Origin of the sequence: Robinsoniella sp. KNHs210, from assembly GCF_000686105.1 — a bacterium.
Classification (GTDB): Bacteria; Bacillota; Clostridia; order Lachnospirales; family Lachnospiraceae; genus Robinsoniella; species Robinsoniella peoriensis.
In genome coordinates, this window is sequence record NZ_JMLZ01000001.1 from 1399405 (window position 1) to 1414546 (window position 15142).

At 42.6% G+C, this 15142-nt stretch carries 13 protein-coding genes; 11 read left to right on the plus strand and 2 right to left on the minus strand.

All coding sequences use genetic code 11. The features are described from left to right. Positions 1-274: 274 nt before the first annotated feature. From CD03_RS32540 to CD03_RS0105435, 4 genes are all read left to right on the plus strand, one after another. Complete coding sequence (locus CD03_RS32540) at positions 275-1450, plus strand: ABC transporter substrate-binding protein (RefSeq protein WP_052377684.1); 1176 nt, start codon at positions 275-277, stop codon at positions 1448-1450. Between the two features lie 69 nt (positions 1451-1519). Further along, positions 1520-2569 (plus strand): FecCD family ABC transporter permease, encoded by a 1050-nt coding sequence (locus tag CD03_RS0105425; protein WP_027292756.1) that lies wholly within the window; start codon positions 1520-1522, stop codon positions 2567-2569. Beyond that, entirely contained in the window at positions 2569-3336 is a 768-nt protein-coding gene (locus CD03_RS0105430; RefSeq protein WP_027292757.1) for an ABC transporter ATP-binding protein, read from the plus strand. The genes CD03_RS0105425 and CD03_RS0105430 overlap by 1 nt, the downstream gene beginning before the upstream one ends. A 5-nt stretch (positions 3337-3341) precedes the next feature. Further along, positions 3342-3680, plus strand: a complete 339-nt coding sequence (locus tag CD03_RS0105435; RefSeq protein WP_027292758.1) for a CGGC domain-containing protein — start codon at positions 3342-3344, stop codon at positions 3678-3680. Positions 3681-3820: 140 nt separating this feature from the next. Here the strand turns inward: CD03_RS0105435 and CD03_RS35820 are convergent, their stop codons facing one another. Both CD03_RS35820 and CD03_RS0105445 read right to left on the minus strand, forming a co-directional pair. Next, positions 3821-5611, minus strand: coding sequence for a M56 family metallopeptidase (locus CD03_RS35820; protein ID WP_197041629.1), 1791 nt, complete (start codon positions 5609-5611; stop codon positions 3821-3823). A gap of 26 nt (positions 5612-5637) precedes the next feature. Next, on the minus strand, positions 5638-5997 hold the full coding sequence (locus CD03_RS0105445; protein WP_027292759.1) for a BlaI/MecI/CopY family transcriptional regulator: 360 nt from the start codon (positions 5995-5997) through the stop codon (positions 5638-5640). Between the two features lie 470 nt (positions 5998-6467). On the opposite strand from CD03_RS0105445, the gene CD03_RS0105455 reads away from it, so the two are divergent. The 7 genes from CD03_RS0105455 to CD03_RS0105490 all read left to right on the plus strand — a co-directional run bounded on the left by CD03_RS0105455 (position 6468) and on the right by CD03_RS0105490 (position 15123). Beyond that, on the plus strand, positions 6468-8252 hold the full coding sequence (locus CD03_RS0105455) for an ABC transporter substrate-binding protein (RefSeq protein WP_027292761.1): 1785 nt from the start codon (positions 6468-6470) through the stop codon (positions 8250-8252). Positions 8253-8378: 126 nt separating this feature from the next. Further along, a complete protein-coding gene (locus tag CD03_RS0105460; protein ID WP_027292762.1) occupies positions 8379-9380 on the plus strand; it encodes an ABC transporter permease in 1002 nt (333 codons plus the stop codon). Between the two features lie 28 nt (positions 9381-9408). Further along, a complete protein-coding gene (locus CD03_RS0105465) occupies positions 9409-10230 on the plus strand; it encodes an ABC transporter permease (RefSeq protein WP_044289157.1) in 822 nt (273 codons plus the stop codon). Positions 10231-10239: 9 nt separating this feature from the next. Further along, complete coding sequence (locus CD03_RS0105470; RefSeq protein WP_027292764.1) at positions 10240-11187, plus strand: ABC transporter ATP-binding protein; 948 nt, start codon at positions 10240-10242, stop codon at positions 11185-11187. Next, positions 11177-11791: an ABC transporter ATP-binding protein gene (locus CD03_RS0105475; protein WP_027292765.1), complete on the plus strand. Its 615-nt coding sequence runs from the start codon at positions 11177-11179 to the stop codon at positions 11789-11791. Before CD03_RS0105470 ends, CD03_RS0105475 begins: the two co-directional genes overlap by 11 nt. 1465 nt (positions 11792-13256) lie before the next feature. Continuing rightward, positions 13257-14102: a hypothetical protein gene (locus CD03_RS32550; protein WP_052377686.1), complete on the plus strand. Its 846-nt coding sequence runs from the start codon at positions 13257-13259 to the stop codon at positions 14100-14102. A 379-nt stretch (positions 14103-14481) separates the two neighbouring features. Continuing rightward, positions 14482-15123, plus strand: coding sequence for a DUF2291 domain-containing protein (locus CD03_RS0105490; RefSeq protein WP_027292767.1), 642 nt, complete (start codon positions 14482-14484; stop codon positions 15121-15123). Positions 15124-15142 lie beyond the last annotated feature (19 nt).

The following is a 15142-nucleotide window of genomic DNA, read 5'->3' on the forward strand; positions in this document are numbered from 1 at the left end:
CAATATTCTTTGAGTGTGTCTGAAAAATGCTTGTATCTACAGAACTCTGACTGATCTGTCCAGTTAAGAGGGGTGAATGGTGCAATTATTTTTCAGAGACACTCCGGTCAGGGCCATCAGATAAAGTTTGCCCGGATTTCTGAATATTTTATGTGGCTTTTAACAAAATGTCTGCGATTACGCGGGCATTTTTTTTGTTTAAAACAGATAAGTATTTTCTTTTTAAAATATGGGATATGCGGTGGTATAAATAAAAAACAAAGGAGAAATTCAGATGAAAAAGAAATTAGCAGTTATCGCACTGGCAGGCTTAATGGGAGTATTGACAGCCTGTGGATCAGGAAATAGTACGGCAGCAACGCAGGCGCAGACAGAGGCAAAAACAGAAGCTGTTACAGAGGCGAAAACAGAGGCAAAAACGGAGACAGAGACTGCGGCACAGACCGATAATAAAGCGGGAGAGTCTTCAGAAGGTTCTACAGATGTATCCGGTGAATCTGAAACAGCAGCGCAGTCAGCATCAAAATCAGAGACAGACCATTATCCGGTGACAATCAGTACTTTCAATTTTAATAAGGAACCCGTGGAAGAGACCTTTACGGAAGCACCGAAAAACGTAATCACGGCATGGCAGAATTCCGTTGAGACAATGCTGGCACTTGGATTGGAAGACAACATTATTTCCATCATTGGGGTGAGCGAAGATGATATTTCGCCGTCTCTGCGTGAGGCTTATGCCAAAATTAAAGATAAGGAATTTAATGATTTCACGGATTCCAATGCAGCGATGAGCAAGGAAGCAGCCATTATGCTGGAACCGGACTTTATTCTGGCATGGAAATCCACTTTTTCAGACAAGTCCCTGGGGGACGTGGATTACTGGCAGGAGAATGGCGTTAATACCTACATGGCATTGAACTCCAATGATATCAGTGAAAACAGAACCGTAGACAATGAATATCAGGATATCCTGACTGTAGGAAAGATTTTCAATGTGGAAGACAAAGCCCAGGCACTTGTGGATGAAATGAAAGCGTCCGTAGACAAGGTAACCACAGCGACACAGGGCCAGGAGAAGAAAAAAGTCCTGGTTATAGAGTTCCTCGGCGACACTATCAGTATTTACGACAAAACATCTCTGGCGGGGGATATGGTAACCAAAATGGGCGGAGAACTGGTGGATACCGCAAAGGATATTAGCGCCGAGGATATTGTAAATTTAGATCCGGATGTTATTTTTACGATCCACATGGATGGATATGGAGAAGGTGCAGGTTCAGATGCGGTAAAGAGTATCACGGAAAATCCGGCTTACAGCAGTCTGAAAGCAGTAAAAGACAGCCAGGTATTCCCACTGAATCTCAGCGATGTTTATACAAGCGGCATTCGTACAATTGACGGCTTAAATGCGATTGGAAAGGCACTGTATCCGGAATTATATCAGGATTAACAGTGGTAGTAACCGCAATTACCTTAATAAAATCGTATCGCAGCGGCTGCGGTACGCAAGGGGGTAGTCATGAAAAATAAGGCATCTTATGCCACGCTATGTATTTTGCTGCTGGCTGCATTGGCAGCTACTATTCTGACGGCGGTCACGATAGGCTCTACTGGCATTACCGTCCGGGAGGTTTATCAGATTGTCATGTTTAAACTCTTTGGGATCGGTGATGCAGCCAGTCTGAGTTCCGGCAAAATTCACGATGTGGTATGGTTTATCCGCATGCCCCGCCTGGTGCTGGCACTTCTGGTGGGAATGGGGCTTTCCGTCTGCGGCGTAATTATGCAGGCGATTGTGAAAAATCCGCTGGCGGATCCCTATGTGCTGGGAATTTCATCCGGTGCATCCCTTGGTGCAACTCTGTCGATTATGCTGGGGGTGGGAGTTGCTTTCGGAGCAAATACAGTGGGGATTATGGCGTTTCTGGGGGCTTTTGGCATCTCGGTAGCAGTGGTGATGATAGCAAATATAGGAGGACGGGCAAATTCTGTAAAACTGCTTTTAGCAGGTATGGCATTAAGTGCCGTCTGCTCTGCATTTTCTAATTTCATCGTCTATCTGGTTAATGACAAAGATAAAATCCAGACCGTCACTTACTGGATGATGGGAAGCCTGGCAGGTGCAAAATGGGAAAAGCTGCTGTTCATTGCACCTGTAATATTATTGGGAACCCTGTTTTTCTGGACCCAGCACCGCACTTTGAACCTGATGCTTTTAGGGGATGATGCTGCGGTAACCCTGGGTACAGATCTGCATAAATGGAGACAGTTATATCTGTTGATTTCTTCAGCCATGATTGGATTTGTAGTATACAGTTCCGGAATGATCGGTTTCGTAGGTCTGATTATTCCACATATCGTACGCATGGTTGTTGGTACCGACCATAAAAAACTGATTCCTTTAAGTGCGCTGCTGGGAGCGGTTTTTCTGATCTGGGCAGATGTATTATGCCGTGTTATCATACACGGCTCAGAGTTGCCGATTGGCATTCTGACATCCATGATTGGTGCGCCTTGCTTCATCTTTTTGATGGTTCGTAAAAAATATGGGTTTGGAGGAAATAACTGATGGAAATAAGTACAAAAGATCTTGAAGTATTTCTGGAAGGTACCCGGATCATAAAAGGGATGAGTGTAGAAATTAAAGAGAAGGAATTTGTCGGTATCCTGGGTCCCAATGGCAGCGGGAAAAGTACACTTCTAAAATGTATTTACCGTGTGCTGCATCCGAAATCAGGTGAAGTGCAATTAAATGGTAAAGCGATTCAAGCCTACTCTGTCAAAGAATCTGCAAGAGAAATGGCGGTAGTGGCACAGCACAATTATTATAATTTTGATTTTTCAGTTCAGGATGTTGTCCTTATGGGGCGTTCACCTCACAAAAAGGCAATGGAAAGAGACAATGCGAATGATTTTGGCATTGTATTGGAGTCACTTGAAAAGGTAGGCATGAAAGAATTCCGGGACAGAAGTTTTTCAACACTTTCCGGCGGTGAGCAGCAAAGAGTCATTCTGGCAAGGGCTTTGGCACAGAAAACCAACTGCCTTGTTCTGGATGAACCTACTAACCATCTGGATATTAAATACCAGCTCCAGCTGATGGATATCGTCCGCTCCTTAAACCTGACTGTAGTATCTGCAATTCACGATCTCAATATTGCAGCCATGTACTGCGATAAAATATTTGTTGTGAAAGATGGAAAAATCGTAGCTTTTGGTACACCAGAAGAAGTACTGACCAAAGAATTTATAAAAGAAGTCTATGAGGTAGATGTGGAACTGTTAAAAGATCAAGATGGGCTTTTGCACATTTTATACAGACCGGGGTTTAAATAATTATTATGAAAAAAATAGGAATGTTAAATTGCCTCAAGGCAAATGAAATATGTACAGGAGCAGCCTGTATGAAAGCGTTTTATGCACGCAGCAAATCATTTTCCCGTTACGCGAAAGAGGAAGCAGAGGTTGCTGTTTTTATGCGGTGCAACGGCTGCGAAAATGATCCGGCAACAGATAAAGGGATGCAGGAAAAACTGCAGCGCCTGGTGGAGGAAGGAATTCAGACGGTACATGCAGGGGTGTGTACAAAAGACCGGGATGGAAAGGAATGTCCCGTAATTTCCAGAATACTGGATATGATAGCAGAAAGCGGTATTGAAGTTGTACGGGGGACACATTAGATTTGGGATTTTAAATGGCAGGTTTTAAATGATAGAGTTTTAAATAATTGGGTTAGAAATGATACAAAATGATGGAGGATGCGTAAAATATCATGTTGATTGATAGTTTGCGGCATCCTCTTTGCTATATATCAGATAAGCTATGAAGGGCGGTATGCACTGGTTTTCGTATAGGCGCCCGAAATAGTATCAGGTGAAGACGAAATGTTTAAAGTGTCACCAGAGAAGGTGAAACTGCAGGTCAGACCACTGTCGGTGGTGACGTCATATTGGTTAACCGTATCTGTCATGATAAGCTCACCATAAAATCCGGATTCCGTCCCATCATTGTTTGTGATGGTGCCCATGACATTTCCCCGCGCTGAGGTGTACCAGTCCGTATAAGAACTGATGCTTAATTTAATTGTCATGCCGTCTTTTGCCATCTCATAGCTGCCGCTAAAATAATCCCCGGTATCTATCGGTTTTGTACCCGTACCATCTCCGTTTACCTCTGTGGCAACATTTTTTCCGTCTTTTTTATAGTAATGGACTTCAACGGTTTGATTCATTCTGACACCATCCGGTATGTTTATCACGGCATTGATTAATTCATATGCAACCTTGCTGTCTCCATGTCCCTCTTCCTGTAAGTACATGGTACTGCCTTCAATTCTTGTAACAAAGCCAGTCGAGGTATACGAACTGGTTTCGAGGGGCACCGTTTGATTAGTTTCTGTTTTTGCTTCCGTTATGGCTTCTGTTTCCATGGGTTGTGTTTTTGGCGTTTTATTTTCATTCCCTGATTTCTTTTCGGAATCTGTAATTTTTTGATTCTGCCGGTCAGATTTTTTTGATTTCATATCGGCTGCCGGCGTTATTATTTTTTTCTGGTTTTCTGTCTGTGACAGGTCACTTTTGCCTCCGGTTTCTTTCTGGCTGTCGGAGGTTGCCTGGGCTTCTTCGGTATGTTTATCATTTTCGGAAGCAGAGGCAGGAATCTGATCATTGTCCGGTGAGATGAACCAAAATACGGATACAGCGGTGATTAATACAATCACGCATATAAAACTTATCATAGAAGTTTTTTTGTATTTCATAATTGACACAATCCTTTCTTTGATTACATTCTTACCAAAACTGCTGTGCAGAAAGGAGATTCCGGATTTGTTCCCGGCAAGATTAATCAGCGTAAGGGCATATTCCTGCCGCTGTTCTGCGCCCACCGATGTTATCACCTTTTCGTCACAGGACAGTTCCAGATCCCGGTTAAACAGAATCTGCATGATCCAGACAGTAGGATTAAACCAATGGATACACAGGGCAGCCAGTGCAACGATCTTCCAGAGATTATCATGGCATTTTATATGGACAAATTCATGCTCCAATACAAACCTAAGTGCATTGTGGTCAGTCAGGTCCATTGTACGTGGAAGTATAATTTTAGGCGAGAAAATACCATAAGTAACCGGTGTATTTACCCGGTCTGAAAGCAGGATTACAACCTTTCTTTTAAGCTGTTTTTCCTTCATCCAGTGGTTTAAGAATATATTGTGTTTTATGGGCAGTGCTTCCCGCAGCTTCCGATAGTCTCTATAGTATGCAATCATAAAAAATAGGGATAATGCAATCAAGCCGGATAACCATATGATTTGAAAAACAGGAATATTTTCCTGTTGTGAAACTCCCGCGCCAGCCGGAAGATAAGTACCGGGGGTGCCTTTTATAATTGGAAGATCCGAAACTCTCTGCTGGATAACCTGGTCTATTTGTTTTGGTACTGATGTAAATAAATTTGTTGTGATAAATTGAATAGTGACAGTAAATGGAAAAAGGAGCCGCAATAAAACAATATCCCACAGTAAGACAAAAAACTTTTTTGAAATCCGGTTGATGGAAAGTGCCCGGACAACCATAATTCCGATAATCAATAATCCCCCTGAAATGCTCATCTGAAGAACATTCATATTTATTCACCTCATTTCAGCTTTTCAACTAAAAGCCGTAATTGTTCAACCTCATCATCTGTGAGATTTTTACCATTTAAAAATGCGGCAAAAAATTGTTCCTTAGATCCGTCGAACATTTTATCAATTAATTCCGTTGTCTCATAATTCTGCGCCTGTTCTCTGCTGATCATGCTGCGGCACATAAAATTCGGTTCATAACGTTCAATGGCTCCCTTTGCAATACATTTTTTAATCACGGTATAAGTTGTGTTTCTGTTCCAGCCGGTTTCATCTTTTAACATTTTTGCTAGTTGTCCGGCGGAAAGATCACCTTCCTTCCATAAAATCTCCATTACTTTTAATTCTGAATCGAAAAGTTTCATATCCATATCTAAATACTCCTCTCACGTGACTACTACAATAGTTAACTATATTGTTATACTATCACAATAGTCACATGAAGTCAATGACTATTGTAGTAGTGAGCTAATTTCTTTTTCGCCACTTATTTAAAATGGCTGATATGATTGACAGCACGGGTAATTCAATTACAGGTCCAATTACCAATGCTAAAGAGATGAGGGGCTGATCCGGGAATGTGGCTACTGCAGCGATGTATCCTATCCCCCGGGTTGCCGTTGGACAGAAAAATGCAAAGTATTGGTAAGCACACATTCCTTACAAGGGATTACAGGCAGTTATCAGAACGGAGAATTGCCTTTTTTCGAGTTTTTCTGCTATTTTTATTTCCCTCTGGCATATTACTTATAAATAAAAAAAAGAACCCCAGGGGGAGCTTGTGTGACATATTGTTTATAGATATAATGGAAAAACACAACAGAAATGGGAGGAAATACAAATGAAAAAGAGAATGAAAACGGTCATTGCGCTATTTTGTATGGCAGCAATCTTATCAGGCTGCAGTGGTTCAGGCGATTCGGGAACAACTATCGCTAAGCAGAATGATAAAGCAGCACAAGGGCAGAGCACTGAAAGTCATAGCACCGGAGACAAAAATACCGGGAGCCAGGGAAAAGACAGTCAGGATAGCAGCATTCAGAGTTCCGAAAGCCAGGGTACCGAAAACAAAAATATGGAAGCGGGAGAGAAGGAAAGCAAGAAGGGTGATGACACAGACACTTCTGCAAAATCAGAAATTACTGTTGGTTTTTCTAATGATACGGATAGCTGGGATCCATGTACCGGATTTGGTTACACTGGTTCACCTCTCTATAGTACACTTGTTAAAATCAACGGAGATAATAAACTGGAGAATGATCTGGCTTCCGATTACAGTATGAGCGAAGACGGATTAACCTGGACATTTAAAATCCGGGATGGCGTTAAATTTACAAACGGAGAAGAACTGAATGCATCCGATGTTGCATTTACTTTTAACACAACGAAAGAAAAAGCCACCTATGTGGATTTGACAATGTTAGATAGCTGTACGGCAGTTGATAATAATACAGTTGAATTCAAACTTAATAAACCATGTGTAACTTTTATCTACACAGTGGCGGGAGCAGGTATCGTACCGGAAGACTCCTATACCGATAATTTTGGAATGGAGCCTATTGGATCAGGTCCCTATAAATTAACCCAGTGGGATAAGGGTCAACAGTTCATTTTAGAGGCAAATGAAGACTATTATGGGAAACAGCCGGAAATTAAAAAAGCTGTATTTCTTGTTCAGGAAGAAGATGCCCGCTTTGTAGCTGCCCAGTCAGGGGACGTGGATATTGCGCTCACATCTGCTACGTTGGCAACCACACAGATTGACGGAATGAGGGTAGAATCGGTAGACTCCGTTGATAACCGGGGAATCACTATGCCGACTGTTCCAGATGAAGGAAAGGTTACGGAAGACGGATATAAAATCGGCAACAATGTAACTTCCGATATTGCGGTCAGAAAAGCGATGTGTTATGGAATTGACCGTGAAAAAATCATTAATGAAGCATTGAACGGTTTTGCTAATCCGGCGTATTCAGAATGTGACGGACTTCCCTGGTGGAACGAAGAAGACAAAATAGATACTGATATTAATTTGGCTGTGAAGGGTTTGGAAGATGCCGGATGGATCGATTCTGACAACGATGGAATCCGTGAAAAAGATGGACTGAAGGCAGAGTTTAACCTGATGTATTTTGCAGGAGACTCCATGAGGCAGGCAGTAGCCATGTCTGTTGCAAACCAGGCAAAAGATAACCTTGGAATTGCGATTAATGTTGAAGGTGTAAGCGCAGATGACACCGTGAAGAGAATGTTCTCCGAACCCATGATCATGGGCTGGGGATCGGACAGCCCGATGACTTCCTATATGTTATTCCACAGCAGCAATGCCGGAAAAACTGATTTCTATAATCCTGAATTTTTTACAAATGAAACAGTGGATAAATATCTGGATACAGCTATGAATTCAAAGACATTTGAAGAATCACTGGAATGGTGGAAGAAAGCACAATGGGACGGGACAACCGGCACATCCATGCGCGGTGAGGCACCATGGGCATTCTATGTGAATATGTCTCATCTGTATTATGTAAAAGACGGACTGGATATCGGCAAACAGAGAATCCATGCACATGGCGCCGCATGGCCATTGATTGCAAATCTGGCAGAATGGAAATGGAATTCATAATGAAACTTTACGGGGACAGGCGATTTAGCCGCGTCCCCTAATTGCGTTGGTGCGAGACTTCAGGGGTGTGGCATACTGGACGCTATACATTATATTTATGGATATAAATTTTGGAAAAAAGGAGAAATGAAAGTGGGGAAAAAGAGATTTATTAAGACTACCGGCCGCTATATGGTCAGGCTGGTTACACTTTTAATTGCAATCAGTATCATAAGCTTTATTCTGGTAAGTATGTCGCCGGTGGATCCGGTACAGCAGTATGTGGGTGCTGTACCAAATGTAAGTATGGAACAGAGAGAGAAGATTGCCCAGTACTGGGGACTGGACAAGCCGCCTGTAGAACGGTTTGGTATCTGGGCGAAATCTCTGCTCCAAGGGGATTTCGGGACCTCTCTGATCTATAGAAGACCGGTGCTGGATATTATAGGGGAAAAGTTTGCGGCATCCCTGGCGCTTATGATTACTGCATGGCTGCTATCAGGAATTATCGGATTTTCCATCGGCTGTGTGATGGGTGCGTTTAACGGAAAATGGCCTGACAGGATCTTAAAAAAGATCTGTCTGACTATGTGCGCTATTCCCACCTTCTGGATTGGAATTGTACTGCTGATGGTCTTTTCGGCTAAGCTGGGATGGTTCCCTATGGGAATGAGTGTTCCAAAAGGGGTGCCGTCGGATCAGGTCACGATCTGGCAGCGCCTGCACCATCTTATCCTGCCGGCGCTCACACTCAGTTTTTTGTCATTTGCCAATATTGCACTGCATACCCGGGAAAAACTCACAGATGTATTGGAAAGCGATTACGTTCTTTTTGCAAAGGCGAAAGGGGAGTCCCGGTTCTGCATTCTAAAGAGACACGGCCTGCGCAACATTATGCTTCCGGCAGTTACCATGCAGTTTGGCTCCTTTAGTGAACTGTTTGGCGGATCGGTGCTGGCGGAGACCGTATTCTCGTATCCCGGACTGGGAGCGGCTGCCTCTGCTGCAGGCATGGGGTCAGATATTCCGCTGCTGTTGGGCATTACGTTATTCAGTGCAGTTTTTGTATTCACGGGTAATCTGCTTGCAAATATTATTTACGGGGTCGTTGATCCGCAGATCAGGGAGGGATATCAGAGTGAACAATAGTGTAGCTGAGAGAACTAAAGTAAAAAAGATGCGCATAAACCGCAGAACACACACGATTATTACAATCATTGTTATCTTTCTTTTTATACTGGGGGTATATCTTGCGGGGACTTTTATGAGCAATGATCTGATACAGGCTGATTTTTCCCAAAAAGGGCTTAAGCCATCCTTCAAGCATCCATTTGGTACAGATTTATTGGGTAGAGATATGTTAGTGAGAACGGTAAAAGGTTTGTCAATCAGCATTGTAGTTGGGACAGTTGCATCCACAGTAAGTGCGGTAATTGCATTATTTGTAGGGGTGGCTGCGGCATCCGGTTCCACCCTGCTGGATCATTTTATTAACTGGCTAATTGATTTAGTCATGGGAATTCCCCACACAGTATTATTAATTTTAATATCCTTTGCATGTGGAAAAGGTTTAAAAGGTGTTCTGATTGGAGTTGCGGTAACACACTGGACCGGACTGGCGCGTCTGATTCGAAGTGAAGTACTTCAGATCCGTTCCCAGCAATACATAGAAGTATCCAGAAGGCTTGGTCATTCCAGCAGATGGATTACAATTAACCACATACTGCCGCATATGGTTCCCCAGTTTATCATTGGATTGATCCTGATGTTTCCCCATGCTATCATGCATGAATCTTCCCTGACATTCCTGGGATTTGGGTTGTCACCGGAACAGCCGGCGATTGGAATTATTTTATCAGAATCCATGAAATATATTTCCACCGGCATGTGGTGGCTGGCATTTTTCCCGGGACTGATGCTGGTTATCATTGTTCTGCTGTTCGACAGGCTTGGTGAAAATTTAAAGAAAATCGTGGACCCATACAGTGCACATGAATAGGAGGTTAAAATGTCTGTAAAAAGTGATTCACTCAGAGAGCCTGTTCTTCAGGTAAAGGATTTATCAGTTTCTTTCCACATGTATGATACCGGTCTGGAACAGTATGACCTGAAAGTTATTTCGAATTTAAGCCTGGATGTAAAGCCTGGGGAAATCGTAGCAATAGCCGGATCCAGCGGTTCGGGAAAAAGCCTGCTTGCCCATGCAGTTATGGGGCTTCTCCCGGAAAATGCTGCAATATCCGGTGAAATGTTATATAAAGGAGAAATCTTAACACAAAAAAAGAAAGAAACACTGCGTGGAACGGAAATTGCATTGGTGCCCCAGTCGGTAGCTTATCTGGACCCGTCGATGCGGATTGGTTCCCAGGTTTTGGGAGAGCATCCGGGGGCAGAAAAGAGAAATGCACAAAAAGAAGTATTTGAACGGTTTAAACTGGACGAGAAGATAGAAAAGTATTATCCGTTCCAGCTGTCGGGCGGGATGGCACGAAGAGTCCTGGTTTCCACGGCAATCATCAGCGGCGCACAGCTGATTATCGCAGATGAGCCAACACCCGGTCTGGATCTGGAAATGGCATTGGAGGCACTGCAGTGCTTCCGTGAAATGGCGGACAGCGGGAAATCCGTAATTTTAATTACCCATGATATTGACCTGGCATTTCATGTGGCAGACAGGGTGGCTGTATTTTATGCAGGAACAACGGTAGAGATGGCACCATCCTCCGATTTTATCACAGGACCATCGGCACTGCGACATCCGTACTCCAAAGCGCTCTGGAACGCGCTGCCCCAAAACGGATTTGAACCAATACCGGGATTTCAGCCATATGCAAAAACCCTTCCTAAAGGATGTCTGTTTTCACCAAGATGTCCATTTCGGACGAAGGAATGTGAAGAAAAAATACCTATGCAGGAATTGCGTGGGGGAACTGTGAGGTGTATTCATGCAACTTGAGGCTAGAAATGTCAGTTTTCGATATCATGAAAATGCTCCCTGGATATTAAAGGATGTGAACCTGAAAGTGGAAGAAGGAGAGCGGGTAGGGCTGGTGGGGCCTAGCGGCTATGGTAAAAGTACACTGTTACGGTTGATGGGCGGATATTTAAAGCCGGATCAGGGAGAGATACTGCTGGACGAAAAACCAATGACTCCCAAAGGCGTCTGCCCGGTCCAGCTGATCTACCAGCATCCTGAAAAGGCAATTAATCCCAGATGGAAGATGAAAAAAGTACTGGAGGAATCCGGCATGTTCCGGGATGAGGTGATGGAGGCGCTGGGAATAGAAAGCGAGTGGCTGGGTCGATATCCCAGGGAATTATCCGGGGGAGAGCTGCAGCGTTTTTGTGTGGCAAGATCCTTATTTCATGGAACACATTTTTTGCTGGCAGATGAAATGAGTACCATGCTGGATGTGATTACCCAGGCGCAGATCTGGAAATTAATGCTCCGGGAAGTGGAAAGCAGGAATCTGGGGCTGCTGATGGTAACCCATAATAAAGCTCTGGCTGAACGGGTTTGTACAACTATTATAGATTTGCGTGATCAGAACACGCTCTAGTATTACATTGAACAGGTTGTACGGGGAAGGGACACTATTGTGTATTATATATGGGTTTTGTTGAGGAAGGGACGCTTTGTATATGATAGGTAGTGTACGAAAAGATGGGGGTGGGAAACTGATATGGACTCCGTCAGCTTGCCGCAAAACTGGTATTTTCTAACCTTTGCGGAGCGCTTTTTGGCGGCACGCGGGCATTCACCGAGAAATCCTGATGCATTTCTCGGTTCAGTGCCCGCTTAGTATCCGATGGGAGCCAGTCGAATACTATCCGCCAAAAAACACTCCGCAAAGGTAAGTAAATACTCAGCTCTGCTCTACGCTTCCTCCGCCCATATCAGTTTCCCACCCCCATCTTTCCGAGATTCAGTTTATCGCAACAAAGCTGGTTTTCTCAGCAGGTTGGAACCCCTGGGCTGTGGCTGGCTGTTGTTTATTGGATGCAGCGTAGTATGTTTCGGCTGTTTATGCGTAAAAGATGAAAGCTTGCTATTTTTTCTGAAATGAAGAAACAAATCACTGTGATTAATTCAGTTGCTTCAGTTGCTTTATGGTGCTCTTTTACAGCATGACAGATCCCCTGGGTGTAGATGGATGTTCTTTATTGGACGTAGAGCTGTGTATTTTGACAGTTTATGCATAATAGAAGATGAAAGTCTACTCCTTTCTCTGACTGCAGAATGTAAAACAAATCCCGTTCTCAAGATCAATTGCTTGACATCATTAGCTTAACGCCAATAGTGTTCAGCATGCCACAACCCCAGGGTCCCATCATGCTGAGAAAACCAGCTTTGTATCAACGAATGCTATCTCGGAAAGAGAAGGGGGCGGACCAGGACATTGATTTGGAAGGCGTATAGCAGAGCTGAGCATTTACTTACCTTCCCGGAGTGCTTTTTGGCGGATACAATTCGACTGGCTCCCAGCGGATTGTAAGCGGGCAGTGAGCTGCGAAATGCATCAGGATTTCGGAGCGAATGCCCGCGTGCCGCCAAAAAGTGCTCCGGGAAGGTTAGAAAATGCCAGTTCTGCGGTAAGCCTTCCAAATCAATGTCCTGGTCCGCCCCCTTCTCTTTCCGTACACTACCTCCATCTACAAAGCGTCCTTCCTCAGCTAACCCCAATTTAGTATTTTATAACCGCATGGACTCCCGATATCCTCGCTAAGTAAAGACCAGTAATGTTGTAGTATATTTATAAGCGGAAATTATGAATTGTAGTATTAGTAGAATAAACCCTTGCATTATTCTTATAGTTATGATATATTAAAAAAAAATAAGAAATTCACCGATCAATTTATGTGTATTTTATAATCTTTTATTTTCTGTAAACTTCTGATTTATTCAAATCAAAAACCCCTGTTTGTTAAGCAAAGTATGATGTTACATATATACTTAAAAGTTATTTTCCTTTTCACGTAATATATGTATGATGGTACGTTTGCACGTGAAGGAGAGTGCTGTCGTTGGAAGGAATTGCGTATCAAAACAAAGATATTTTATCTAAAATTTTTGCTGAGTCACTAAAAGAGAAATCATTTTCTGTTTACGGAATCGATTTACCCAGGATCATTGAGGTACTGCCAACCAATCTGCCCAGCATTCAAGTAAATGAGCTGAGATTAGACAATTTGTTTTTGCTGGAAGATAACAGCATTGTACTGGTAGATTATGAAAGCAAATTTTTAAATGATGATATTTTAGATTATCTGAGCTATGTCTGCAGAATATTAAAAAGGTTGGGAAAGGGATGGATAGGGGTGAAAATTAGGGTTTTAATCCTATATACCTCCGATGTGGAACAGGCAAACGATGTTCTGGATATTGGATGCCTTACTTTTAAAATTGAGCAGGCATTTCTATGCGGCTTAGACACTGCCCGCATTTATGAAAATATAAAGAAGAAAATAAAATGCCATGAGAAACTGACAGATGATGAAAATATGCAAATGATTATATTACCATTAACAATAAAAGGAAAACAAGAAAAACAAGTTCTTCTAAAAGAAATCATCATGTTAGCAAAAGAAATAGAAAATGAAAACGACCGCACGTTTATTATGGCGGGACTATTGACTTTCGCTGATAAGATTATAAGCAGTCAGCTGGCAGAAGAGATAAGGAGGGAAATTCGTATGTTGAAAGTAGAGAGAATCATATTTGAGGAAGGGTTGGAGGAAGGTGAACACAGAAAGCAGATAAAAATTGCAGAAAACATGATTCGTGCCGGGAAAACCATACAGGAGATAGCAGAATTTACAGAAATGGCAATAGAAGATATCCTGAAGATACCAAAAAGTATATCAATGTAAGAGGATAGGAAAAGTACGATCTACATGCAGATTTTCCATACCAGTTTTCCCCATCTTTTCGTACATTACCTATATACAAAGCGGATAGAAAAAAGATTGTAAAAGAACGAATATAAAAAGATTCCGGTACTGCAATTTAACGTGCAGTACCGGAATCTTTTTCGTCTGCCCGAAATTATATATAGAAGGAACATAGAAAACCGCCGTCCGAAAAGTAAAAAGTCAGAATCGTTATATTTTATTTCAGAATGATTATATTTTTGGATTAGGGAGTTTGTTAAAATGTATATAAATAATTTATATAAAAGTTATTAATTTTTTATATCAATATGTTTGAAAAGAATGAAAAGAATGAAAAGTATGGAAAGAAGGAGAATGTATGAAAAAAAGAATTGTGATATTGCTATTAGCCCTGTCATTGGCATCAACCTCACTGACAGGCTGTATTAAGGTAGTAAAAATAGGAGATGAGGCAGCTCTGACAGGTGAAGAAAAATTCAGTGCAGGAGACGATGTTGCCTCTTTCTGGGAATCAAAGGCTTTGCCGGAGCTGGGTGAAAAAGCGGTGGATCTTGGCACGTTACTGACAGAAGCAAACGGGGATCTGAAATCTGTTGCAGAGAAGTATGGAAAATATTCCATGGGAGATTCGGGAGAATTGACCTATACCGTAAAGGGAACGGTAACGGTTCAGGAAGTGGAGGCAGAAAAAAAAGCGGGCTTCATGACGGTTTCCCTGGAGGGCTATTCGGGACCGGAAGAAATCAAAATGCAGATAGGTTCCGTTATTAAAGGCTCGGCCGTGAGAGATGCGTTGTCATTTATTAAGTTTGGGGACTATACCAATCAGGAAGAATATGCCCAGGTATCCCAGGGCATCCACGCTTTGATTCAGAAGACGGTTATTAATCCGGACATTGCAAAAGGGCTGAAAGGAAAGACCATAGAGTTTGTGGGATGTTTCTCGGTCAGTGACAATACATCCATACTAATTACACCAATCAGTATCACCGAAAAATAAGCGAAATGGCAGTGAGGTA

What these genes read in the sequence shown, in the direction of transcription:
- CD03_RS0105425 (WP_027292756.1), top strand. Translation starts at nt 1,520, where the DNA reads ATGAAAAATAAGGCATCTTATGCCACGCTATGTATTTTGCTGCTGGCT.
- CD03_RS35820 (WP_197041629.1), bottom strand. Translation starts at nt 5,611, where the DNA reads ATGAGCATTTCAGGGGGATTATTGATTATCGGAATTATGGTTGTCCGG.
- CD03_RS0105445 (WP_027292759.1), bottom strand. Translation starts at nt 5,997, where the DNA reads ATGGATATGAAACTTTTCGATTCAGAATTAAAAGTAATGGAGATTTTA.
- CD03_RS0105430 (WP_027292757.1), top strand. Translation starts at nt 2,569, where the DNA reads ATGGAAATAAGTACAAAAGATCTTGAAGTATTTCTGGAAGGTACCCGG.
- CD03_RS0105465 (WP_044289157.1), top strand. Translation starts at nt 9,409, where the DNA reads ATGCGCATAAACCGCAGAACACACACGATTATTACAATCATTGTTATC.
- CD03_RS0105490 (WP_027292767.1), top strand. Translation starts at nt 14,482, where the DNA reads ATGAAAAAAAGAATTGTGATATTGCTATTAGCCCTGTCATTGGCATCA.
- CD03_RS0105475 (WP_027292765.1), top strand. Translation starts at nt 11,177, where the DNA reads ATGCAACTTGAGGCTAGAAATGTCAGTTTTCGATATCATGAAAATGCT.
- CD03_RS32540 (WP_052377684.1), top strand. Translation starts at nt 275, where the DNA reads ATGAAAAAGAAATTAGCAGTTATCGCACTGGCAGGCTTAATGGGAGTA.
- CD03_RS0105455 (WP_027292761.1), top strand. Translation starts at nt 6,468, where the DNA reads ATGAAAAAGAGAATGAAAACGGTCATTGCGCTATTTTGTATGGCAGCA.
- CD03_RS0105435 (WP_027292758.1), top strand. Translation starts at nt 3,342, where the DNA reads ATGAAAAAAATAGGAATGTTAAATTGCCTCAAGGCAAATGAAATATGT.
- CD03_RS0105460 (WP_027292762.1), top strand. Translation starts at nt 8,379, where the DNA reads ATGAAAGTGGGGAAAAAGAGATTTATTAAGACTACCGGCCGCTATATG.
- CD03_RS0105470 (WP_027292764.1), top strand. Translation starts at nt 10,240, where the DNA reads ATGTCTGTAAAAAGTGATTCACTCAGAGAGCCTGTTCTTCAGGTAAAG.